The organism is Pseudomonas sp. G166, assembly GCF_037027455.2.
Lineage (GTDB): Bacteria > Pseudomonadota > Gammaproteobacteria > Pseudomonadales > Pseudomonadaceae > Aquipseudomonas.
This window is the reverse complement of the sequence record NZ_CP146985.1, coordinates 3,985,847-4,009,762: the sequence shown is the minus strand read 5'-3', so window position 1 is coordinate 4,009,762 and position 23,916 is coordinate 3,985,847. Positions and strand designations below refer to the sequence as shown.

The following is a 23,916-nucleotide window of genomic DNA, read 5'->3' as shown; positions in this document are numbered from 1 at the left end:
TTTTACTGAGTACGAATTATGCCGGCCTTTTTTTCATAATTTTTGACGGCATCGTATTTGACACGCCATCGAGTTTTTTGGACTTTCGCGAATGCGTTATTACGCACTTCTCTTGCCGCTTTTTGAGCTTGGCGTTCTGCTGGAGTGCGCTTCTTTCTTGGCAGCATTTGACTTTGAAGTTTTGTTAGGACTTCCTTGGCTGAAGAGAATTTATTCAACAATACAGGATTTAACTTTAACTCAATACCTGCCTCCCTGTAGAGGTCGTATCTGCGCGCATACTCTGCTTGTTCTTGGAGGTAATTATACTGGTATTCCCGTTGCTGGGTTCGAGAGCGGTCTTGGGATTTGGGGGCACGGGCCGATCCCTCGAAAGGTAGTTGTTCTGGGAAAACAGTGAGGGAAGTGGGCTTGGATGAGAGGTCGAACGCGTTTGGCTTTTCCCATGGGTTAAATATTTTTGATTTGTTGAAAATGTTCCATGGTCTGAAGGAACTAGGGATATTCCCACTCGGATCATGCCAATTAACCGGATCCCCTCCACAATACGCATACGCATTAATCCCCCCATCCCCAAAGGGACTCAACTCATCCGGACTATTAAATCGCATCAACACCGGATTAAAAGCCCGATTACCCTGCCCCAATAAATAATGCCCAGTTACCGAATCACGGCGTTCACCGTTGAAGCCGAGCAAACTGCTCAAGCCACTTTCGACAGGGTGGTGACCGTATGCGGTATAAGCCAGGTGATGGGTGTCTGTGGTCGTCCGGGTTTGTAAAACCGAATGTTGCTGATCCGTTGCCAACAGCGTCGTTTTGGTGACGTCGCCCACGCTGTGTCGTTGTGCCAGCGGCTGGGCTTCATTACGCATGATCGTCAGCTGTTCCTGACCCTCTATCTCATTCACCAAATCGTTTCCTTGATAGAACCGTTGGGTGTCGGAGCGTTCCAGAGGCTTCAAGCCTGTGAGGCGATCCAGTGGGTCATATTGATAGCGGCACAGTAGCTTCATCGATGACATGGGCGTGGTTCTTCCGGGCGAACTGGGCTGTGTCAGGCTCGGATATTTTTTGAGTGGTGTCTACTAGCAGAACTGTTAGTTGGAAAGGGAGCTTCTGATGGGGGAGCCCTGAGATTTTTTGTGTGGCTGATGGCCTCATCGCGAGCAAGCTCGCTCCCACACTGGATCCCTGGTGTACACAACATCTGTGAACGACACGATCCACTGTGGGAGCGAGCTTGCTCGCGATGGCGCCCGGCCAGACACCGCAAATTTCAGACCGTTACATGGTAGGGATTACGCGGATCATGGTTCCAATCCAAAAACGGCTTGCCCGTGTCCACCGTCACCATCTCGATGCAGTCCTGCACCGGGCAGGTGATTTGACAGAGGTTGCAGCCCACGCACTCTTCATCGATCACTTCATACTTGCGCGTGCCGTCCGCCTGCTTGAGGCTGGCGATGGCCTGGTGCGAAGTGTCTTCGCAGGCGATGTGGCAGCGGCCGCAACCGATGCAGGCCTCCTGGTCGATCTTGGCGATGACCTGGTAGTTGATGTCCAGGTACTTCCAGTCGGTGGTGTTGCCCACCGCGCGCCCGGAGAAGGCCTGGAGGTTGGCGTGGCCGTGATCGTCCATCCAGCGTGACAGGCCGTCCTTCATTTCTTCGACGATGCGAAAGCCATGCAGCATCGCCGCCGTGCACACCTGCACCGCGCCGCTGCCCAGGGCGATGAATTCGGCGGCGTCGCGCCAGCTGCCGATGCCGCCAATGCCACAGATCGGCAAGCCTTGGGTCTGCGGGTCGCGGGCGATTTCGGCGACCATGTTCAGCGCGATAGGTTTGACCGCCGAGCCGCAATACCCGCCGTGGGTGCTCTGGCTGCCGACGGTGGGCAGGGCGACCATGCGGTCCAGGTCGACGCTGGTGATGGAGTTGATGGTGTTGATCAACGACACCGCGTCCGCGCCGCCGCGATGGGCTGCGCGGGCAGCGACGCGGATGTCGGTGATGTTCGGTGTGAGCTTGACGATCACCGGCAGCGAGCAATAGGTCTTGCACCAGCGAGTCACTTGCTCGACGTATTCCGGCACCTGGCCGACCGCCGCGCCCATGCCCCGTTCCGGCATGCCGTGGGGGCAACCGAAGTTCAGCTCGATACCGTCGGCGCCAGTGGCTTCCACCAGGGGCAGGATGCGTTTCCACGATTCTTCGACGCAGGGCACCATCAGCGACACGATCAAGGCCCGGTCCGGCCAGTCCTTTTTCACCTGGGTGATTTCCCGCAGGTTGATCTCCAGCGAACGGTCGGTGATCAGCTCGATGTTATTGATGCCCAGCACCTCGCGATTGGCGCCGTAGTGGGCCGAGTAGCGCGACGACACGTTCACGGCGGCCGGGTCTTCCCCGAGGGTTTTCCAGACCACGCCACCCCAGCCGGCCTCGAAGGCACGAACCACGTTGTAGGCCTTGTCGGTGGGTGGCGCGGAGGCCAGCCAGAACGGATTGGGGGCTTTGATGCCAGCGAAGACAATCGACAGATCGGCCATTTACGCAGCCTCCACGTTAAGCATCAGTTGAGCGTTGATCGCCTCGGCGGCGAGCTTGCCATGTTGCACGGCCTGTACGGTGAGGTCCTGGTCCAGGCTGGTGCAATCGCCACCGGCATACACCCCGGCAATGCTGGTGCGCAGTTGTTCGTCCACCAGGATCCGCCCGTCCTGGCGCTTGAGTTCCCGGGCCAGCGGATCCACCAGCGCGTTGTCGTCGAGGGCCTGGCCGATGGCTTTGAAAATGGCGTCGGCGGGCAGGTCGAAGGTTTCGGCGCTGGTGACCAGGCGACCGTTTTCCAGATGCGTACGGGAGAAGCGCATGCCGCGCACCTGCCCGGCGTCATCGAGCAGGACCTGTTGCGGCTGAGCCCAGGTCAACAGGCGCACCTGATTGGCCTTGGCGATGTCTTGTTCATGCACGGTGGCACCCATGTCTTCAAGGCCGCGCCGGTACACCAGGCTGACGTCCCGGGCGCCAAGACGGGCCATTTGCACGGCCATGTCGATGGCGGTGTTGCCGGCGCCGAGAACGATGCAACGGTCGGCCAGCGGCAACTGGCTGAGGTCGTCGGCCTGGCGCAGTTCGCGGATGTATTCGGTGGCGGCCAGCAGCCCCGGCGCTTGTTCGTCACTCAGGCCCAGTTGTTTGCTGGCGGCCAGGCCGAGGCCGAGGAACACCGCGTCGAACTGTTGGTGCAAATCGCTCAGGCTCAGGTTCTCGCCGAGTTTCTGGCCATGGCGGATTTCGATGCCGCCGATGTCCAGCAGGAAAGCCAGTTCGCGCTGGGCGTAATCGTCTACCAGCTTGTATTTGGCGATGCCGTATTCGTTGAGGCCACCGGCTTTTTCCCGGGCTTCGAAGATCACCACGTCATGCCCGTGCATCGCGCTGCGGTGGGCGCAGGACAAGCCCGCAGGGCCCGCACCGACCACGGCGATGCGCTTGCCGGTGGCGGCGCCGCGTTTGAATGGGTGCTCGCGGAAATGGGCGTTGTCCACGGCATAACGCTGCAACAGGCCGATCAGCACTGGCGCGCATTCCTGGGCGTTGTTGCGCACGCAGGCTTGCTGGCAAAGGATCTCGGTGGGGCAGACCCGGGCGCAACTGCCGCCAAGGATGTTGGCCGAGAGGATTTTCTGCGCCGCGCCTTGGACGTTGTCCTGGTGGATGTTGCGAATGAACGAAGGGATATCGATCTCGCTTGGACAGGCGTTCACGCACGGCGCGTCGTAGCAGTACAGACAACGAGAGGCTTCCAGGTGGGCCTGGCGTGCGTTGAGCGGCGGCGCCAGGTCGCTGAAACGGGCGGCGAGGGTGGCCGGCTCTTCCGGGGAATGGGGGAGGTGACTCAAGGGCTGGATCATGGAATGGGCCTCACGGTGTTTGAGGTGCTGCCTCTGGTGGGCAGTGGTTTTTTCGGTCGCCTCGATCGTTCCCACGCTCCGCGTGGGAATGCAGCCCGGGACGCTCTGCGTCCCAAAGCGGAACGCGGAGCGTCCCCAGAGGCATTCCCACGCAGAGCGTGGGAACGATCCTGGGGTCAGCGTTTTACGGCAGTTGGCTTATTCAGCTCCGCCCGCTTACTCAGCAAATCGAACACCGCCGGATACGCCGGCCGTTCGATGTAGCGCCCGGCGCCGCGTTCGGCCCGCAGGTCGCCATCGGCCCAGACCAGCCGGCCCTGGCTGATGGTGTGGCTGGGCACGCCGCGCACGGTCTTGCCTTCGAAGATGTTGAAGTCCACTTGCTGATGGTGGGTCTTGGCTGAGATCGTGCGACTGCCTTGCGGGTCCCAGAGCACCAGGTCGGCATCGGCTCCGACGCGGATCGCCCCTTTGCGCGGGTAGAGGTTGAAGATCTTCGCGGTGTTGGTGGAGGTGAGGGCGACGAAGTCGTGCATCGACAATTTGCCGCTGTTGACCCCCTCGTCCCAGAGCACGGCCATGCGATCTTCGATACCGGCGGTGCCGTTGGGGATTTTGCTGAAGTCGTCGCGGCCAGCGGCTTTCTGTTCGGCACAGAAGCAGCAGTGGTCGGTGGCGGTGGTGTGCAGGTTGCCTGACTGCAAACCGTGCCAGAGCGCTTCCTGATGCCCGCGAGGTCGGAAGGGCGGGCTCATCACGTAGCCGGCGGCGGTCTGCCAGTCCGGGTGGCGATAGACGCTGTCGTCCAGCAGCAGATGCCCGGCCAGCACTTCACCGTAGACCGGCTGGCCCTTGCTGCGGGCATAGGTGATTTCGTCCAGCGCCTCTTTGGTCGACACGTGCACCAGGTACAGCGGCGTGCCCAGGGTCTCGGCAATGCGGATGGCCCGGCTCGCCGCTTCGCCTTCCACTTGCGATGGCCGCGACAGTGGATGGGCTTCGGGCCCGGTGATGCCTTGGGCCAGCAGCTTGCGTTGCAGGTGATAGACCAGCTCGCCGTTCTCTGCGTGCACGGTTGGCACCGCGCCCAGCTCCAGGCAGCGTTCGAAGCTCGCCACCAAGGTGTCGTCGGCGGCCATGATCGCGTTCTTGTAGGCCATGAAATGCTTGAAGCTGTTCACGCCATGCTGGCTGACCAACTCGGCCATTTCTTCGCGAACCTGCTCGCTCCACCAAGTGATCGCAACGTGAAAACCGTAGTCGCTGGCGCTCTTCTCGGCCCAGCCACGCCATTGGTGAAAGGCTTCCATCAGCGACTGCTGCGGGTTGGGAATCACGAAGTCGATGATCGAGGTGGTGCCCCCGGCCAGGCCCGCCGCCGTACCGCTGAAGAAATCCTCACTGGCGACCGTGCCCATGAACGGCAACTGCATGTGCGTATGGGGATCGATGCCGCCTGGCATCAGGTATTGGCCGCTGCCATCAAGCACTTCGACCTCGGCGGGAACATCCAGGTTTTCACCAATGGCCTTGATCACGCCGTCGGCACACAGCACGTCGGCGCGATAACTTTCATCATGGGTAATTACGGTGGCACCACGGATCAACAGAGACATTCCGAGCTCCTCGCAGGCATGACCGACTGATGCCGGTTCTTTATGTTTTATAGACCACGATTAATAAGTGACGAAAAGAGGCAGGTTGCATTCCTGTCACATCTGTCAGGATTAGACGCTAGCTGCAGTTTTAAAAATGAGCAAGATTATTTTTCATAAGCTTATTTATTTAGTAACTATTTGAAAAATAACGAATAAATAAGTAAATCACCAAAATGGTGAGCCTGCTCACCATTTTGACGCACTTGACAGGATCATTATTTGAGCGAGATTTATCATGGTAAATCAGCGGCTTGAAAGCCGTGAAAGTGCGGTTTAGACCCGCCGCATAAAGTTGAGGTGCACCACTTTGAATCTTCAGCTCGACAGAACGCGCAGGTCATCTAGCCTGAAGGGCGATGCTCAGCAACGCGGCAGGCTCATGGTTTTAAATTAAAGCCTTAATGATCAGGTAGTTATAAAGCTTATATCGATCATTCGGTCAACTCGACGCAACAATCGGCACGGATATTGAGTGTTGTCGCTGTCGGGCAGGGCCGTCGGTAGCACGCGTGCTTACATGCAAGTACTCCGGCCATCGCCAGTCGATGAGCAAAAATAATGAAAACAGTGGAGCGGACATGACCAGATCAACAGTGACTGAGCGCGACGGGTTGTTCGAGCTTGAAGCCGGCAGCGACGTCCTCGACAGCCCCCGTTACAACCACGACATCGCGCCGACCAAGGTGCACGAGCGAACCTGGAACAAGTGGCACATCACCGCGCTGTGGGTCGGCATGGCGATCTGCGTACCGACCTACACCCTCGGCGGCGTGCTCACCGCCTACTTTGGCCTGACGGTGGGTGAGGCGCTGCTGGCGATTCTGTTCGCCAACATCATTGTATTGATTCCCCTCACCTTGAACGCCTTCGCCGGGACCAAGTACGGCATTCCGTTTCCGGTGCTGTTGCGCTCGTCCTTCGGTGTCATCGGCTCCAACGTCCCTTGCCTGATTCGTGCTTTGGTGGCGTGTGGCTGGTTCGGCATCCAGACGATGTTCGGCGGGCTGGCGATCCACCTGTTTCTCGGTTCGGTGTTCGAAGGCTGGAAGAGCCTGGGCGGCACCGGCGAAGTGATCGGCTTCATGCTGTTCTGGGTCATGAACCTGTGGGTGGTGTTGCGCGGCGCCGAGTCGATCAAATGGCTGGAAACCCTGTCCGCGCCGCTGCTGGTACTGGTGGGGGCTGGCCTGTTGGTGTGGGCCCTGCCCAACGTCTCGTTGACTGAATTGATGGCGGCCCCGGCCAAACGCCCCGAGGGCGCCAGCGTGACTGGCTACTTCCTTGCCGGGCTGACGGCCATGGTCGGTTTCTGGGCCACGCTTTCGTTGAACATTCCGGACTTCAGCCGTTATGCCAAGAGCCAGAAAGACCAGATCGTGGGGCAGATCATCGGCCTGCCATTGACCATGTTCCTGTTCGCCTCCCTCGGCGTAGTCATGACCGCCGCCTCGCAGAAACTGGTGGGGGTGACCGTCTCCGATCCGGTGAGCTTGATTGGGCACATCCAGAGCCCGGTGTGGGTGGCCCTGGCCATGGTGCTGATCATCGTCGCCACGCTCTCGACCAACACCGCCGCCAACATCGTCTCGCCCACCAACGACTTCCAGAACCTGGCGCCGAAACTGATCGGCCGTACCAAGGCGGTGATGCTCACCGGGCTGGTGGGGCTGGCGCTGATGGCCCATGAACTGCTGAAAAAACTGGGCCTGATCGTTTCCGAGGTCAGCCTTGAGTCGGTCTACTCCAACTGGCTGCTGGGCTATTCGAGTTTGCTGGGGCCGATTGCCGGGATCATGGTGGTGGATTATTTCCTGATCAAGAAACAGCAACTGGACTTGGCCGGGCTATACCGCGACGACGTTTACCCTGCGTGGAACTGGAACGGTTTCATCGCCTTTGGCGTGCCGGTGCTGCTGACCTTGTTGTCCCTGGGCAGCGACGCATTCAGCTGGTTCTACAGCTACGGCTGGTTCACCGGTTCGGCGCTGGGTGGAGTGATTTATTACGGGTTGTGCGGTATGCGTGCGAGCCCGTCCGTCGCTAAGTCTGTGGTGTGAAGGAGGGGCCCATCGCGAGCAAGCTCGCTCCTACACTGGATTCGGGTGGCTGCGAAATCCATGCGTACAGCAGGACCCTTGTGGGAGCGAGCTTGCTCGCGATAGCGGCCTCAAACACAGCAAAAAAATGCCAGAAAAATGGAGATCCCCCATGAACGCAGCCGTCGACGTCCTACAGTCCACCCACCTGCACATCAACCGCGACCGCCTGTGGCAGTCGCTCATGGACCTGGCCCGGCTCGGTGCCACGGTCAAGGGCGGGGTGTGTCGCCTGGCCCTGACCGATCTCGATCGCCAGGCCCGCGACCTGTTCGTGCAATGGAGCGAAGCGGCCGGCTGCACCGTCAGCATCGATGCGGTGGGCAATATCTTCGCCCGGCGCCCGGGGCGCAATCCGAACCTGCCGCCGGTGATGACCGGTAGCCACATCGACACGCAACCCACCGGCGGCAAATTCGACGGCTGCTTTGGCGTGCTGTCCGGGTTGGAAGTGCTGCGTACCCTCAATGACCTGAACATCCAGACCGAGGCACCGCTGGAAGTGGTGGTATGGACCAACGAAGAGGGTTCGCGCTTCGCCCCGTGCATGATGGGCTCTGGCGTGTTCGCGGAAAAATTCACCCTTGAAGAAACCCTGGCCAAGGTCGACGCCGAAGGCATCACCGTCGGCCAGGCGCTCAACGCCATCGGTTACGCTGGCCCGCGCCAGGTCAGTGGGCATCCGGTCGGGGCGTATTTCGAGGCGCACATCGAACAGGGGCCGATCCTGGAGGATGAACACAAGACCATCGGCATCGTCATGGGCGCACTGGGGCAGAAGTGGTTCGACCTGACGTTGCGGGGTGTCGAAGCCCACGCCGGTCCGACCCCGATGCACTTGCGCAAGGACGCCCTGGTCGGCGCCTCGATCATCGTCGGCGCTGTCAACCGTGCTGCCCTGGGTCATCAACCCCATGCCTGCGGCACGGTGGGTTGTCTGCAAGCCTATCCCGGTTCGCGCAATGTCATTCCCGGCGAAGTGCGCATGACCCTGGATTTCCGTCATCTGGAACCGGCGCGGTTGGACTCGATGATCGCCGAGGTCAAACAGGTGATCGAAGACACCTGCCGGCAACACGGCCTGACCTATGAATTGAAACCCACGGCCGACTTCCCGCCGCTGTACTTCAACCCAGGCTGTGTCGAAGCCGTACGCGGCGCGGCCCTAGGCCTCGGCCTGTCGCATATGGAGATCGTCAGCGGCGCTGGCCATGACGCGATTTTCCTCGCCGAACTGGGCCCGGCCGGGATGATCTTCGTGCCGTGCGAAGGCGGCATCAGCCACAACGAAATCGAAAATGCCGCCCCGGATGACCTCGCCGCCGGTTGCGCAGTGCTGTTGCGAGCGATGCTGGCCGCCTCACAGGCCATCGCCGAGGGGCGCATGGCGGCGTGAACGGCGCGGTGCACTATCGCAATCCCATGTGGTCGTAACCTTCAACGCATCCATGCATTGAAAATGCACTGACCACATGGAGACCCGATGAGCCAGGACGTCCCGACTACCGATACCAATCGTCGTCAACTGCTGCAAATCATCGCCGGGCTGTCCGACGGGGTGATGTTGATCGAGGTCGATCAGACCATCGCCTGGGCCAACGAAGCGGCGTTGACCATGCACGGGGTCACTGACCTCAAAGCGCTGGGTGCCAACGCCAGGGAATACGCCCAGCGGTTCAATTTGCGTTATCGCAACAACCACCCGCTGACTGCGGACAACTACCCCATTGCCCGGGTCGCCCGAGGGGATGAGTTCAGCGATGTGTTGGTAGAAGTCACGCCCGAGGCCGAGCCGGACCGTACTTGGGTCCATCGGATCCGCAGCATGGTGTTGACCGACCGCAGCGGCGAGGCGGAATTGCTGGTACTGATTCTCAGCGACGCCACCGAATGGGCCAGCGCCGAACAGCGTTTTGAAAAAACCTTCGGGGCCAACCCGGCACCGGCGGTGATCTGCCGCCTCAGCGACTTGCGCTACATCAAGGTCAACCAGGGCTTTCTGGAGATGACTGGCTACAGCCGCGAGCAGGTGATCGGGCGTTCGGTGTATGAGTTGGATGTGCTCGAGGCCGCCGAGAAACGTGACCTGGCGATCGAGCGCCTGGGGCAGGGCGCGACCATTCCGCAGATGCAGGCCGAGCTGAAATTGCCGGGAGGTGGCAGCAAGCAAGTGATTGTCGCGGGCCAGCCCCTGGATGACCTGCACGACGAAGACTGCATGCTGTTTTCCTTCATGGACATGGAGCCACGTCGCAAAGCCGAAACGGCACTGCGCCAGAGCGAGGAGCGCTTTGCCAAGTCGTTTCGCCTCACGCCAGTACCGACCCTGGTGTGCAGCGCCGAACAGCAATTGCTGGAAGTCAACGAAGCGTTTCTCCAGACCACCGGTTACGCCAGTGAGGAACTGCTGGGTAAAACCGTGGAAGAAATCGCTTTCCTCGACAAGGACGCCAGCGCGGCACTGTTTGCTACCCTGGAAAAGACCGCGACGGTGTCCAGTGTCGACGTCAAGGTCCACAAGAAAGGCGGCGAACAGATCGACTGCGAGGTGGCGGCCGACACCGTGGTCATTCAGGACAAGCCCTGCTACCTGCTGGTCTTGATGAACATCACTGAACGCAAGCGCTCGGAGCTGGAACTGGTGGCGGCGATCGAAGAAGTGATGAAGGACGCTTCCTGGTTCAGTCGGACCCTGATCGAAAAACTGGCCAATGTGAAAAGTATCAATACTCAGGTGCCCAGCGTGTCATTCACCGAGCTGACTGCCCGGGAACGCGACGTGCTGGGGTTGATCTGCGAGGGCCTGGCGGACAAGGAAATCGCCGCGCGCTTGAAACTGGCCCCCAACACGGTGCGCAATCACGTGGCGACGTTGTACTCCAAGCTGGACGTGCACAGTCGCAGCGAGGCCATCGTCTGGGCTCGAGAGCGCGGCTTGTTCGCCAGCGAATGGCGAAAGAAGGCACTATGATGGCCAGTGCAAATGCACCGGGCTTGCTGGTGCAAATTCGGGTTTTGCACGGGCCTCTGGCTCCTTAGGCTGTGAGGGTGCGGCATTGTTGGTGATGTCGCGTCCCTCACGAAGCAGTCAAGGAACAGGCCACAATGTGCAGTGAACCCATCGAGTGTATAAACAGGAAGTCTGTTGAGGCCGGGAACCCGGCGTTGTCCATTAGTCGTTTGCGATCTCGGCGCTGAGGGACAACGCATGACCCAACTGGCCCCAGTGCGTGCGCGCCTGGAAGAAAGCTTCAAGCCGCTGGCTTGCGAATGCAGCCTCAATGGCGACGGCACCCTTACGGTGCGCCTCTACCATCGCGAAAGCGGCGAGGTGGACCTGGTAGTGAGTGGCATGAGCCTGGACAGCGTTCGCTCGGAAGAAAGCCTGGCGAAGCTGATCGACGAGCTGCGCTATGAGCTTGAAAATACCCCGCTGTATCGCAGTGACCCGGCATAGAGGGTCGGCTGAACGCGGTCCAGGGCTAAAGCAACGTCGCCCGGCAATCGAGCACCAGCCGTGCGCCACCGCATTCGCTGCTGCCTACCTCCAGCGTGAACCCGTGTAAATTGACAATCGCCGCGACGATCGACAGGCCCAGGCCGAAGCCGCCGTGCTGGCTGCTGCCCTCGGCGCGATAGAAGCGGCGGAACACGGCTTTGCGCTCCGCTTCGGGGATGCCGGGGCCGGAATCGAGCACTTCGATGCGGGTGCTGTCGCCCTGATCGACCCCGCGCAGGATCACTTCGCCTCCCGGCGGGGTGAACTTGATGGAATTGCTCAGCAGGTTCGACACCGCCTCGAACAGCAACGCCCGATCGCCGTTGAGCAAGGGCAGGGCATCGGGCACTTCCAGGGTGAAGGTCAGTTCGCCTTCCTCGGCCAGCGGCAGGTAGAAGTCGTGCAGTTCCTGCAGCAATTGCAGCGGATCCAGGCGCACGAAACCCGAGCGCCGCTGCTGGTCTTCCAGTTCGGAAATCCGCAACAAGCCGCGAAACCTGGCCATCAGCGTATCGGTTTCGGCAATCACCTGGTCCATCTGCAAGGCCTCGGGCGAGCCGTCCGGGGCTTCCTGCTGGATGCGATAAAGCTGGGCGCGCAGGCGGGTCAGCGGCGTGCGCAGGTCATGGGCGATGTTGTCGCACACGCCCTTGACCTCGTTCATCAAGCGTTCGATGCGGTCGAGCATGGCATTGACGATCGCCGCCAGCATGTCCAATTCATCGCGTCGGCTCGACAGGGGCAGGCGATGGGTCAGGTCGCCGGCGACGATGGCCTCGGCACTGGCCTGCAGTTTGCGAATACGCTGCAGCGGTCGGCGACGCAGCAGATGCCAACCGGCGATACCCGGCAGGATGGTCAGCGATACACCCCAGAACAGCGCGTGCAAGATGATCCGTGTCACGGCGAACAGCGAGCCATTATCCCGCGCCAGCACCAGCCAGCGCCCGTCCTGGGTCCGGCTCGCTACTGCGTCGCAACTGTCGGAGGGCACGCTGGGGTCGTCGGAGTCGACACAGCCGCCGAGCATGTGGATCTTGCCATCCAGCGGCAGGTCCGGCGGGATCCGCTGGATCGGCCCGCTCAAGTGACGCAGTTGAGGATCGAACAGGCCGTAGGCGTCGACGCCACGTTCGTCCAGCGTCAGGCTGGCCATGAGGGCGTCTTCCAATTGATCGCCGTGGATCCGGGCAAACAGATGCTGGCGCTGCATCAGCGAGTGCTTGGCCAGGCTGTCCAGGTAGCCGAACACTTCGTAATACATCACCCCCATCAGGATCGCGCTCCAGATCACGAACAGCGAACTGTACAGCGCCAGCAGGCGGCTGCTGGAGGAGCGCCAGCCCTTAGCAGGGTTCAGCAATGACATAGCCGGAACCTCGCACCGTGCGAATCAGCGGTTCCAGGCCCGGCGGGTCGATTTTCTTGCGCAGGCGGCCGATGTGGACGTCGATCAGGTTGGTGCCGGGGTCGAAGTGATAGCCCCAGACTTCCTCGAAAATCATCATGCGCGAGAGGATCTGCCCGCTGTTGCGCATCAGGAACTCCAGCAACTTGTATTCGGTGGGCAGCAGGCTGAGCAGTTGCCCATTGCGGCTGGCTTCGCGGCTGATCAGGTTCAGTTCCAGGTCCGCCACCCGCAGCACGGTTTCTGGCTCGCGGGTGCCATTGTTGCGGCGCAACAGGACTTCGACGCGGGCGGCCATCTCATCGGTGGCGAACGGCTTGGTCAGGTAATCGTCGCCGCCGGCGCGCAGGCCACGCACTCGTTCATCCACATCGGAGAGGGCGCTGATCATCAAGATTGGCGTAGCCACGCCCATGGTCCGCAGTGTGGTGACGATCACCAGGCCGTCGAGCTCGGGCAGCATGCGGTCGAGGGTGATCAGGTCGTAGTCGCCGCTCACCGCTCGTTCCAGGCCTTCGCGGCCGTTGTCGACCCAGTCCACGTTCAGGCCGTTGCGGGTCAGCTCGGCGACGATTTCACGGGCGGTCACGGCGTCGTCTTCGATGGTCAGGATGCGGTTCATGGGCGGTACCGTGTTGGGAAGTTGGTGCTATTGCGCAGCATTCTGCCAAAGAATACCTGTCGGCTTTCTGAAAAAAAGTTCATCAGCCGCAAGCGAATTCGCTGGCCTGGATCAACACTTGGTCACAAATAATCCCTAACATAAATTTCGTGCGCACTATCATGTTGCGTCTGTTGCCCCGCTTTGGCGCACTGCCGCTGCCGGGTACCGATGCGAACCGGTGATGGTGTGCCGCAAGGAGCCGAGCCCCCACAGAATCTTCAAGGAAGAGCATTATGATGCAACCTTCAGACCTTCTACGCCGAAAATTCGATATCCAGCCGCTGGCACAACCCGACATGACGGTGCGTCTGGACGGGCAGGCTGTCAGCGCGGCCCAGGGTGAAACCGTCCTCACCGTCATCCAGTCCCTGGGCCAACGTCAGGTGGCCCGCAACGATCACGATCAGATCAGCGGCGCGTACTGCGGCATGGGCGTGTGCCAGTGCTGCCTGGTCAGGATCGACGGGCGCCACAAGCGCCGTGCCTGCCAGACCCTGGTGCGCCCCGGCATGCAGATCGAAACCCGGGTCAACCGCATCACCGAGACGGAGGCGCCATGAACCTCGAACCGGTGATTGTCGGCGGTGGGCCGGCGGGCATGGCCGCGGCCATTGAACTGGCCTCCCACGGGGTGCGCTGCACCTTGCTCGAAGAAGCGCCGCGCCTGGGTGGCGTGGTGTATCGCGGGCCATTGCGCGATGGCGTGCGCCTGGACTACCTGGGCCCGCGCTACAGCCAAGTCCTGGAGAAACTCCATGGTGAATTCCAGCGATACGCCGGCCTGATCGACGTGCGCTTGAGCAGCCGGGTCATTGGCGCCGAAGGCTTCCGGGCGCTGATGTTGCTGGACGCTGACGAACGCTTGCGCGAGGTGGCCTATTCGCACCTGGTACTGGCGGCCGGCTGTCACGAGCGCAGCGTGCCGTTTCCTGGGTGGACCTTGCCGGGCGTGATGATGCTCGGTGGCCTGCAATTGCAGATCAAGAGCGGGGTGGTCAAGCCGCCGAGCCCGGTGGTGATCGCCGGCACCGGTCCGTTGTTGCCACTGGTGGCTTGCCAGCTGCACGCGTCGGGCGTGGCGGTGGCGGGTGTGTATGAGGCCTGCGCGTTCGGCCGGATCGCCAAGGAAAGCCTGGCTCTGCTGAACAAGCCGCAACTGTTTCTCGATGGCCTGAGCATGCTGGCCTATCTCAAGCTCAATCGCATCCCGGTGCGCTATGGTTGGGGCGTGGTGCAGGCTGACGGCGAAGGTGAGTTGAGCCACGTCACCGTCGCGCCGTATTCCAGTACCTGGGAGCCCGACCTGAAACGCGCCGAACAGGTGCCGGCCCAAACGCTGGCGGTCGGCTATGGGTTTATCCCGCGGACCCAATTGAGCCAGCAGATGGGCCTGGAGCACGGCCTCAGCGATGACGGCTACTTGCGGGCGGTGTCCGATGCCTGGCAACAGAGTAGCGAAGCGCACATTCACTTGGCCGGCGACATGGGCGGGATCCGCGGCGGTGAAGCCGCCATGCTGAGCGGGCGCATTGCCGCGTTGTCGATCCTGCTGCAACGCAACGTGCTGGATTCGTCCGCCGCCCTGGCGCAGCGCGAGCGCTACCAGGCGCAATTGGAACGCATCATTCGCTTTCGCGCCGCAGTGGACCGCTACACCCAGCGCGGTGCCGGACAAACCGCATTGCCGGCCGCCGACACGGTGATTTGCCGTTGCGAGCATGCCACCCGCGCCGACATCGACCGAGCCCTGGAACAGGGCGTACAAGATATGGCCAGCTTGAAAATGCGTACCCGCGTGAGCATGGGCGACTGCCAGGGGCGGATGTGCGTCGGCTATTGCAGCGATCGTTTGCGCGAAGCCACCGGGCGTGCCGACGTGGGCTGGCTGCGGCCACGTTTCCCTATCGATCCGATTCCCTTTTCAGCGTTCCAGAATGTCGGCATGGAGGCCGTTTCCCATGATTAAACACTATGACGTGGTCATCGCCGGTGGCGGTGTGATCGGGGCCTCATGTGCCTACCAGTTGTCCAAGCGTAATCACCTTAAAATCGCCCTGATCGACGCCAAGCGCCCTGGCAACGCCACCCGCGCTTCGGCCGGCGGCTTGTGGGCCATCGGCGAATCGGTGGGCCTGGGCTGCGGGGTGATCTTCTTTCGCATGATGTCGGCCAACCGCAAGCGCCAGACCCAGGGTGCCGCCGTGGCGGTGGACGCCAGCACGCCGCATATCCTGCCCCAGTCGTTCTTCGATTTCGCCTTGCAGTCCAACGCGATGTACCCCCAGTTACACCGCGAGCTGATCGACAACCACGGCATGGATTTCAAGTTCGAGCAGACCGGGCTCAAGTTCGTGATCTACGACGACGAAGACCGTCTGTATGCCGAGCACATTGTTGCCTGCATTCCGCATCTGGCTGATCAGGTGCGCTGGCTCGACCAGGCTGCCCTGCGCGAGGCCGAGCCGAATGTCAGCCATGAGGCCCGGGGGGCGCTGGAGTTCCTGTGCGATCACCAGGTCAGCCCGTTCCGCCTGGCTGACGCCTACACCGAAGGTGCCCGGCAGAATGGCGTCGATATGTTCTTCAACACCAACGTGACGGAAGTCCTGCGCAGTGGTTCGCGGGTCACCGGGGTGAAAACCAGCGAGGCCGGAACCTTCACTTGCCGGACCTTGATCAACGCGACCGGGGCCTGGGCGGCGGACCTGAGCGAACAGGCCACCGGCGTGCGAATTCCAGTCAAGCCGGTCAAGGGGCAGATCCTGTTGACCGAACGCATGCCGAAAATCCTCAACGGGTGCCTGACCACCAGCGATTGCTACGTGGCGCAGAAAGACAACGGCGAAATCCTGATTGGCAGCACCACCGAAGACAAGGGCTTCGACGTGACCACCACCTACCCTGAGATCGAGGGGTTGGTGCAGGGCGCAGTGCGGTGTATCCCGCAACTGGCCGACATCAACCTCAAGCGGACCTGGGCCGGCCTGCGCCCGGGCTCCCCGGATGAATTGCCGATCCTGGGGCCGATGCGCGGCGTGGAGGGCTATCTCAACGCCTGCGGACACTTCCGCACCGGCATCCTGACCTCGGCCATCACCGGGGTGCTGCTGGACAAACTGGTGAACAACGAACCGTTGCCGCTGGACATCACGCCGTTTCTGGAAGATCGCTTCGAGGTGGCGCCGAAGGCCGTTGAAGCAAAGGAAGTGGAACTGGCCTGAAGAAATCCTGTGTGGCAGCTCACAGATTGCATCCACCACAAGCCCTTGTGGTGAACACATATCTGGCAGACCCGGGGACAAGCGGTGGGAGCGAGCTTGCTCGCGATAGCGTCGGATCAGCCAGCGTCAATGTTGACTGAACTACCGCTATCGCGAGCAAGCTCGCTCCCACAGAACCGTACCCGTTGGTTACTCCATCGGCGTGCTGACAAACGCCTCCAGCCCTTCGGCATAGGCCGTGAACGCGCTGATCAGCGGGAAAGCCTTGCCCTGCACCTGATCGGGCACCACAAGGTTGGTGAAACTCCATGCCACCGCCACAGTGATGCCGGCCTGATCAATCGAACCATCGGTGCTCAACGGCTGTTTCTCCAGTTCCTGCTCCAGCATTCCATAAGCCGCAGCCAGTTGGCCTTCCACCCGTTCAACCCACGGCGCATGCTGAATTTCCGCCGGTCGCAGGTTGCGCTCATAGTAAATCTGCACCGATTTCTCGCACGCCGCCAAAGCCAGCCCGAGCAGGCGCAGTGAGCGTGCCCGTTGGCCAAGATCATCCGGCATCAGGCTTTTGCCCGGTGCGGCCAAGGCCTCAAGGTAATCAATGATCAAGGTGGAATCCATCAGTACGATGCCATCGTCCAGCACCAGGGAAGGGGCCTTGACCACCGGGTTGATGCGCTGGAATTGCTCGAAATGCCTGAACACCGAAACCGATTCGTGCTCCAGGGCAATGCCCAGGCATTTGGCGGAAATGGCGACGCGTCGTACGTAGGGTGAGTCCAGCATGCCGATCAGTTTCATGGCTTCTCCTTCAGCGATTCATGGGGCCGGGGCGTTAATCCTCGAACCCGACCTGTTCATGGATTTCATCGACCTTGAGCTCCAACCGGTAGGCCACGGCAATGAACAATGCCTGGCACAGGCACAACGTGGCACTCAACGAGCGGAAGGCGAACGAGCTGCCTTCGTTCACCAGCAGCACTGCATTGGCGCGCTTGGCCAGGGGCGACAGGTTACTGTCGGTGATGATCAGCGTCTTGGCCTGATGGTGCTGGGCGATGCGCAGGCAGTGTTGGGTTTCCTTGCCATACGGCGTGAAGCTGATGGCGATCACCAGGTCATTGGCTCGCACACTGCGCATCTGCTCGCGATAACTGCCGCCCAGGCCGGACACCAGGTGAATGCGTTTATTGGTGTGTTGCAGGTTGTAGACCAGGTAATCGGCCACCGCGAACGAACGGCGCACGCCCACCACATAAATGTTGTCGGCGTTGACCACCAGGTCCACGGCTTTTTCGAACGCCTGGTCATCCAGCTCCAACCCCAAGCGCTCGATGCCCGACAGCGTGGCGTTGACGCACTCGCGGGCCAGGTCGCCGCCGCTGGCTTTCTGCGACTTGTTGGCGATCATGCTGCGGATACGCTGCTGGTAGTTTTGCACCGGCGTGGTCTTGTGGGTGTAGGCCTCGCGGAACAACGCCTGCATTTCGCTGAACCCGCTGAAGCCGAAGCGTTGCGAGAACCTGACGATGGCCGACGGGTGCACCTCGCATTCGCGGGCGATGTCGCTGATGCGATCGACCATGATCCGATCGCTCTGCTGGCTCATGTAGCTGGCGATGCGTTTGAGCTGGCGCGGCAGGCTTTCATATTCGTCGGTAATCAATTGCAGCAGGCGCTCGGCATTGATCGGAGGGCTGGAGAGGGCGGGTTCGGACGCGCTCTCGGACGGCGCCGGCAGATCATCGGGGCGGGTCATAGAAAATCCTTCTGGCTTGTTCTTTTAGGGCGGCCCGAAAAAGGGCCGGCCCTCGACAATAGGTTGGCTGATCGCAGTCTACAGCGTAGGCGCAGGGAAAATCATGGGCAGACAAAGTTACAACGGGTGCTGAAACGATGTACTGCGTCTGGTCCGGCTCGGCTATAGCGTATTGGAAAAAATATTCCACGTAAAAAATTTATAGAATAATTATTGATTATTGCCCGTCGCTCGTTTTAGTCTGCATCCACCAAGAGCGTTGACGTCGGTTCCGGCGACAAGCGCAGGCTGATAAAAATAACAGGAGCCAGCATGGGCCAGACTCGTTTTGCCAGTGGGCGTCAATTGGATGTGATCTGCCTGGGACGCCTGGGCGTCGACCTTTACGCGCAGCAAGTCGGCGCGCGCCTGGAAGATGTCTCAAGCTTTGCCAAGTACCTGGGCGGTTCGTCGGCCAACATCGCCTTCGGCACGGCGCGATTGGGGCTCAGGTCGGCGATGTTGAGCCGGGTAGGCGACGACCACATGGGCCGTTTCCTGGTGGAGTCTCTGGCACGTGAAGGCTGCGATGTCAGTGGCATCAAGGTCGACCCTGAGCGTCTGACGGCCATGGTCTTGCTGGGTATCAAGGACCGGGAAACCTTCCCCCTGGTGTTCTACCGGGAAAATTGCGCCGACATGGCGCTGCGCGCCGAAGACATCAATGAACCCTTCATTGCCTCCAGCAAGGCGCTACTGATCACCGGCACTCATTTCTCCACAGAAAGCGTCTACAAGGCCAGCACCCAGGCGTTGGATCATGCCGAGAAACACAACGTCAAGCGCGTATTGGACATTGACTATCGCCCGGTACTCTGGGGCCTGGCGGGCAAGGCCGACGGGGAAACCCGTTTCGTTGCCGACCAGAAAGTCAGCCAGCACGTGCAAAGCATCCTGCCGCGTTTCGACCTGATCGTCGGCACCGAAGAAGAATTCCTGATCGCCGGCGGCAGCGAAGACCTGCTGAGCGCGCTGCGTACCGTACGCTCGCTGACGGCGGCGACCCTGGTGGTCAAGCTCGGCCCGCAAGGTTGCACGGTGATCCATGGCGCCATCCCGGCCCGGCTTGAAGACGGTGCGATTTATCCGGGTGTGCGGGTCGAAGTCCTGAATGTATTGGGTGCCGGCGATGCGTTCATGTCGGGCTTTCTCGTCGGTTGGCTGGAAGACGCCAGTGACGAGCGCTGCTGCCAGTTGGCCAATGCCTGCGGTGGCCTGGTGGTGTCGCGCCATGCCTGCGCGCCGGCGATGCCGACTCGGGCCGAGCTCGACTATTTATTCAAGAGCCCGGTGCCGATTACCCGACCGGACCAGGACGCCGAACTGCAACGGCTGCATCAGGTCAGCGTGCCACGCAAGACTTGGAAACAGCTGTTCATCTTTGCTTTCGACCATCGCTGGCAATTGGTGGAGCTGGCCCAGAAAGGTGGCCGTGACCTGAGTTGTATTAGCCAACTCAAGCAACTGTTCATCCAGGCAGTGCAGCGGGTCGAAGCCGACCTGCAGCGTCAAGGCGTGGAGGCTGACGTCGGCCTGCTTGCCGATCAACGTTTCGGCCAGGATTCGCTCAATGCTGCGACCGGGCGCGGTTGGTGGGTGGCGCGCCCGGTGGAAGTGCAGAACTCGCGGCCGCTGGCGTTTGAACATGGGCGCTCCATCGGCAGCAACCTGATCGCCTGGCCCCAGGAACAGATCATCAAATGCCTGGTGCAATTTCACCCCGATGACGAACCGCTGTTGCGTCTTGAACAAGAGGCGCAATTGATGGGGCTGTACAAGGCGTCCCAGGTCAGTGGCCATGAATTGCTGCTGGAAGTCATTCCGCCCAAGGATCATCCATCGCCGCACCCGGACGTGCTGTATCGCGCCCTCAAGCGCCTCTACAACCTGGGTATTTTCCCGGCGTGGTGGAAGATCGAAGCCCAGAGTGCGGCTCAGTGGAAACAACTCGACGAACTGATCCAACAGCGCGATCCGTACTGCCGGGGGGTGGTGCTGCTGGGCCTCAACGCCCCGGCTGCCGCCCTGGCCGAAGGTTTCCGCCAGGCCAGCCAGAGCGCCACCTGCCGTGGGTTTGCCGTCGGCCGGACGATCTTCCAGGAGCCGAGCCGGGCGTGGCTGGCCGGTGAAATCGATGATGAAACGTTGATCCGGCAAGTGCAGGGCAGGTTTGTGGAGTTGATCGAGGCGTGGCGTGCTGCGCGGGCATAACAGACCACCGCAGTCTCTATTTGAAATGCTGTTCAATGTGGGAGCGAGCTTGCTCGCGATGACGGTGAAACATGCAACATTGATGCGACTGTCAAACCGCTATCGCGAGCAAGCTCGCTCCCACAAGGTTCCGTGTCGCCTTCAATGGCAATGTAAAAACAATAAAAGGTGCAGCCATGCCCGCTATTCGAATTGGCATCAACCCGATTTCCTGGAGCAACGACGACTTGCCATCGTTGGGCGGCGAGACGCCGTTGAGCACGGCGCTGAGCGAAGGCAAGGCCATCGGTTACGAAGGTTTTGAGCTCAACGGCAAGTTCCCCAAGGACGCCAAGGGCGTCGGCGATGTGCTGCGCCCTTATGACCTGGCATTGGTTTCCGGCTGGTATTCCAGTCGCCTGGCCCGGCGTTCGGCGGCCGAGGAAATCGACGCCATCGCCAGCCATGTCGAGCTGTTGGCGCAGAACGGGGCAACGGTGCTGGTGTATGGCGAAGTCGCCGACTCCATTCAAGGCCAACGTATTCCTCTGATCGAACGGCCGCGCTTTCACACCGATGAAGCCTGGCAAGCCTACGCTGACAAACTTACCGAGTTGGCGCGTTTCACCTTGTCCCGGGGCGTACGCCTGGCCTATCACCACCACATGGGCGCCTACGTCGAATCGCCCGCGGACATCGACACGCTGATGGCCCTGACCGGCAGTGAAGTGGGCTTGTTGTTCGACTCGGGCCACTGCTACATGGGCGGTGGCGAACCGTTGCAAGTACTGCGCAAACACATCGAGCGGGTTTGCCATGTGCACTTCAAGGACGTACGCAAACCGGTGGTGCAACTGGCGCGCAACAACCTCTGGAGTTTCCCCGACTGCATCATCAACGGCACCTTCACCGTGCCGGGGGACGGCGACATCGATTTCGCCGCGTTGCTCGACGTGCTGCTGGGCGCCGATTACCAAGGCTGGCTGGTGGTGGAAGCCGAGCAGGACCCGGCCGTGGCGCCGAGTTATGCCTACGCCAAGAAAGGCTACGACACCCTGCGTGCCTTGCTGCAAGAGAGGACTGCGTCATGAGCCTGTTGATCAAAAGCCATTCCAGTGGCCGGACCATGGTTCAGTTGCCAGCGGGCGAACTGGAATATGTCGGATTTGCCGCCTACCGCTTGAGCCTCGGTGAAACCCTGCCGGTGGCCGCCGCTGACAAGGAATTGTGCCTGGTGCTGCTCAGCGGGCGCATCAGCCTCAAGGGCGAAGCACCGGGGCAGGGCGCCTTCGATTGGGACAACCTCGGTGATCGCCAGTCGGTGTTCGAGGACAAATCGCCCTATGCCGCTTATCTGCCTCCCGGCAGCCAGGCCCAGGTTACCGCGCTGAGCGATGTACAGATTGCCGTGTGTGCCGCGCCGGGTTCTGCGCAAAACGGTTACGGCCCACGGCTGATCCGTCCGGACAGCATGAAGCGCAGCGTACGCGGCAAGGGCGCCAATACCCGGTATGTCTGCGACATCCTGCCGGACAGCGAGCCCGCCCATTCACTGCTGGTGGTGGAAGTGCGCACGCCGTCGGGGCATTCGTCGAGCTACCCGCCCCACAAGCACGACACCGACGACTTGCCGCACCAGAGCTTTCTGGAAGAAACCTATTACCACCAGGTCAACCCGTCCCAGGGCTTCGTGTTCCAGCGGGTCTACACCGACGACCGCAGCATCGACCAGGCCATGGCCGTGGAGAACAGCGACCTGGTAGTGGTCCCCAAGGGCTACCACCCGGTCAGCGTGCCCTACGGGTACGAGTCGTATTACCTGAACGTCATGGCCGGCCCGAAGCGGGTCTGGCAGTTCCATAACGACCCGCAGCACAGTTGGCTGCTCGACCTCTGAATTCCACCCTTTGCACGGAGAACAAGAACAATGAATGACGCCCCGGTAGTCGGCCACTACATCAACGGCCAGCTGCAGAACCGCGACAGCGCGCGATTCAGCAAGGTCTTCAACCCGGCCACTGGCGCGGTGCAGGCCCAGGTCGCTCTGGCCGAGCCGGGCACCGTCGACGCAGCGGTGGCCTCGGCACTGGCGGCGTTCCCGGGCTGGTCCGAGCAATCGTCCCTGCGCCGTTCGCGGGTGATGTTCAAGTTCAAGGAGTTGCTCGACCGTCATCACGACGAGCTGGCGCAAATCATCAGCCGCGAGCACGGCAAGGTATTGTCCGATGCCCACGGCGAAGTCACCCGGGGCATCGAGATCGTCGAATACGCCTGTGGCGCGCCGAACCTGCTCAAGACCGATTTCAGCGACAACATCGGCGGCGGCATCGACAACTGGAACCTGCGTCAGCCCCTGGGCGTGTGCGCCGGTATCACGCCGTTCAATTTCCCGGTGATGGTGCCGCTGTGGATGATTCCCCTGGCGCTGGTCGCTGGCAACTGCTTCATCCTCAAGCCTTCGGAGCGCGATCCATCCGCCAGTTTGCTGATGGCTCGGCTGCTGACGGAAGCCGGCTTGCCCGACGGTGTGTTCAATGTGGTCCAGGGCGACAAAGTGGCGGTGGATGCGCTGTTGCAGCACCCGGACATCGAAGCGATTTCCTTTGTCGGCTCCACTCCCATCGCCGAATACATCCATCAGCAGGGCACTGCGAACGGCAAGCGCGTGCAGGCCCTGGGCGGGGCCAAGAATCACATGATCGTCATGCCCGACGCCGACCTCGACCAGGCAGCGGATGCATTGATTGGTGCGGCCTACGGTTCGGCTGGCGAGCGCTGCATGGCGATTTCCATCGCCGTGGCGGTGGGGGATGTGGGCGATGAATTGATTGCCAAACTGCTGCCGCGCATCGATCAGTTGAAAATCGGCAACGGCCAGCAGCCCGGCACCGACATGGGGCCGCTGGTGACTGCCGAGCACAAGGCCAAGGTCGAGGGTTTCATCGACACTGGCGTCGCTGAAGGCGCTCGCCTGATCGTCGACGGCCGTGGTTTCAAGGTGCCCGGGGCCGAGCAGGGGTTCTTTGTCGGAGCGACGCTGTTCGACCAGGTCACCGTGGAGATGAGCATCTATCAGCAAGAGATCTTCGGCCCGGTGCTGGGGATCGTTCGCGTGCCGGATTTCGCTACGGCGGTGGCGCTGATCAACGCCCATGAATTCGGCAACGGCGTGTCCTGCTTCACCCGTGACGGCGGCATCGCCCGGGCGTTCGCCCGCAGCATCAAGGTCGGCATGGTCGGCATCAACGTACCGATTCCGGTGCCCATGGCCTGGCATTCCTTTGGCGGCTGGAAGCGTTCGCTGTTCGGCGATCACCATGCCTACGGCGAGGAAGGCCTGCGCTTCTACAGCCGCTACAAAAGCGTGATGCAACGCTGGCCCAACAGCATCGCCAAGGGGCCTGAATTCAGCATGCCGACTGCCCAATAACTCATTTTTGAATGACTGCCGGAGGGAGAA

General features: G+C 61.1%; 19 protein-coding genes. 11 read left to right on the top strand and 8 right to left on the bottom strand.

Annotated features, from left to right (window positions below; translation table 11 throughout):
* Nucleotides 1-2: 2 nt before the first annotated feature.
* The 4 genes from SGN16_RS17270 to hydA form a co-directional block, all read right to left on the bottom strand.
* Complete coding sequence (locus SGN16_RS17270) at nt 3-1,025, bottom strand: RHS repeat-associated core domain-containing protein (protein WP_335945690.1); 1,023 nt, start codon at nt 1,023-1,025, stop codon at nt 3-5.
* 254 nt (nt 1,026-1,279) lie between these two features.
* Nucleotides 1,280-2,554, bottom strand: a complete 1,275-nt coding sequence (preA, locus tag SGN16_RS17265; RefSeq protein ID WP_210639217.1) for an NAD-dependent dihydropyrimidine dehydrogenase subunit PreA — start codon at nt 2,552-2,554, stop codon at nt 1,280-1,282.
* Nucleotides 2,555-3,922 (bottom strand): NAD(P)-dependent oxidoreductase, encoded by a 1,368-nt coding sequence (locus tag SGN16_RS17260; protein WP_335945689.1) that lies wholly within the window; start codon nt 3,920-3,922, stop codon nt 2,555-2,557.
* A gap of 176 nt (nt 3,923-4,098) precedes the next feature.
* On the bottom strand, nt 4,099-5,538 hold the full coding sequence (hydA, locus tag SGN16_RS17255; protein WP_335945688.1) for a dihydropyrimidinase: 1,440 nt from the start codon (nt 5,536-5,538) through the stop codon (nt 4,099-4,101).
* A gap of 620 nt (nt 5,539-6,158) precedes the next feature.
* On the opposite strand from hydA, the gene SGN16_RS17250 reads away from it, so the two are divergent.
* The 4 genes from SGN16_RS17250 to SGN16_RS17235 all read left to right on the top strand — a co-directional run bounded on the left by SGN16_RS17250 (nt 6,159) and on the right by SGN16_RS17235 (nt 11,133).
* Nucleotides 6,159-7,637 carry an NCS1 family nucleobase:cation symporter-1 gene (locus SGN16_RS17250; RefSeq protein WP_210639214.1) on the top strand — a complete coding sequence of 493 codons (1,479 nt, stop codon included), beginning with the start codon at nt 6,159-6,161 and terminating at the stop codon, nt 7,635-7,637.
* A 151-nt stretch (nt 7,638-7,788) separates the two neighbouring features.
* A complete protein-coding gene (locus SGN16_RS17245; protein ID WP_335945687.1) occupies nt 7,789-9,072 on the top strand; it encodes a Zn-dependent hydrolase in 1,284 nt (427 codons plus the stop codon).
* Nucleotides 9,073-9,159: 87 nt separating this feature from the next.
* Nucleotides 9,160-10,647: a helix-turn-helix transcriptional regulator gene (locus SGN16_RS17240; protein ID WP_210639212.1), complete on the top strand. Its 1,488-nt coding sequence runs from the start codon at nt 9,160-9,162 to the stop codon at nt 10,645-10,647.
* A gap of 237 nt (nt 10,648-10,884) precedes the next feature.
* Nucleotides 10,885-11,133: a DUF1652 domain-containing protein gene (locus SGN16_RS17235; protein WP_210639211.1), complete on the top strand. Its 249-nt coding sequence runs from the start codon at nt 10,885-10,887 to the stop codon at nt 11,131-11,133.
* Nucleotides 11,134-11,158: 25 nt separating this feature from the next.
* Here SGN16_RS17235 and SGN16_RS17230 read toward each other — a convergent pair whose 3' ends face one another.
* Nucleotides 11,159-12,544 carry a HAMP domain-containing sensor histidine kinase gene (locus SGN16_RS17230; protein WP_210639210.1) on the bottom strand — a complete coding sequence of 462 codons (1,386 nt, stop codon included), beginning with the start codon at nt 12,542-12,544 and terminating at the stop codon, nt 11,159-11,161.
* Nucleotides 12,522-13,205 carry a response regulator transcription factor gene (locus SGN16_RS17225; protein WP_210639209.1) on the bottom strand — a complete coding sequence of 228 codons (684 nt, stop codon included), beginning with the start codon at nt 13,203-13,205 and terminating at the stop codon, nt 12,522-12,524. The genes SGN16_RS17230 and SGN16_RS17225 overlap by 23 nt, the downstream gene beginning before the upstream one ends.
* Before the next feature lie 278 nt (nt 13,206-13,483).
* On the opposite strand from SGN16_RS17225, the gene hcnA reads away from it, so the two are divergent.
* From hcnA to hcnC, 3 genes are read left to right on the top strand one after another with little or no spacing between them, the layout of a single operon-like run.
* Entirely contained in the window at nt 13,484-13,807 is a 324-nt protein-coding gene (hcnA, locus tag SGN16_RS17220) for a cyanide-forming glycine dehydrogenase subunit HcnA (RefSeq protein WP_210645315.1), read from the top strand.
* Nucleotides 13,804-15,213, top strand: a complete 1,410-nt coding sequence (hcnB, locus tag SGN16_RS17215) for a cyanide-forming glycine dehydrogenase subunit HcnB (RefSeq protein ID WP_335945686.1) — start codon at nt 13,804-13,806, stop codon at nt 15,211-15,213. Before hcnA ends, hcnB begins: the two co-directional genes overlap by 4 nt.
* Nucleotides 15,206-16,468 (top strand): cyanide-forming glycine dehydrogenase subunit HcnC, encoded by a 1,263-nt coding sequence (gene hcnC, locus SGN16_RS17210; protein ID WP_210639207.1) that lies wholly within the window; start codon nt 15,206-15,208, stop codon nt 16,466-16,468. Before hcnB ends, hcnC begins: the two co-directional genes overlap by 8 nt.
* A gap of 189 nt (nt 16,469-16,657) precedes the next feature.
* Here the strand turns inward: hcnC and SGN16_RS17205 are convergent, their stop codons facing one another.
* Entirely contained in the window at nt 16,658-17,269 is a 612-nt protein-coding gene (locus tag SGN16_RS17205) for a glutathione S-transferase family protein (RefSeq protein WP_335945685.1), read from the bottom strand.
* Nucleotides 17,270-17,303: 34 nt separating this feature from the next.
* Complete coding sequence (locus SGN16_RS17200; protein WP_014337867.1) at nt 17,304-18,227, bottom strand: MurR/RpiR family transcriptional regulator; 924 nt, start codon at nt 18,225-18,227, stop codon at nt 17,304-17,306.
* A gap of 312 nt (nt 18,228-18,539) precedes the next feature.
* Here SGN16_RS17200 and iolC point away from each other — a divergent pair, with 312 nt between their 5' ends.
* From iolC to SGN16_RS17180, 4 genes are all read left to right on the top strand, one after another.
* The gene (gene iolC / locus SGN16_RS17195) at nt 18,540-20,477 is read left to right on the top strand and encodes a 5-dehydro-2-deoxygluconokinase (protein ID WP_335945684.1); all 1,938 of its coding nucleotides are present in this window, start codon (nt 18,540-18,542) and stop codon (nt 20,475-20,477) included.
* Nucleotides 20,478-20,653: 176 nt separating this feature from the next.
* A complete protein-coding gene (iolE, locus tag SGN16_RS17190) occupies nt 20,654-21,547 on the top strand; it encodes a myo-inosose-2 dehydratase (RefSeq protein WP_210639204.1) in 894 nt (297 codons plus the stop codon).
* Nucleotides 21,544-22,353, top strand: coding sequence for a 5-deoxy-glucuronate isomerase (iolB, locus tag SGN16_RS17185; RefSeq protein WP_210639203.1), 810 nt, complete (start codon nt 21,544-21,546; stop codon nt 22,351-22,353). The genes iolE and iolB overlap by 4 nt, the downstream gene beginning before the upstream one ends.
* A 30-nt stretch (nt 22,354-22,383) precedes the next feature.
* Nucleotides 22,384-23,886: a CoA-acylating methylmalonate-semialdehyde dehydrogenase gene (locus tag SGN16_RS17180; protein WP_335945683.1), complete on the top strand. Its 1,503-nt coding sequence runs from the start codon at nt 22,384-22,386 to the stop codon at nt 23,884-23,886.
* Nucleotides 23,887-23,916 lie beyond the last annotated feature (30 nt).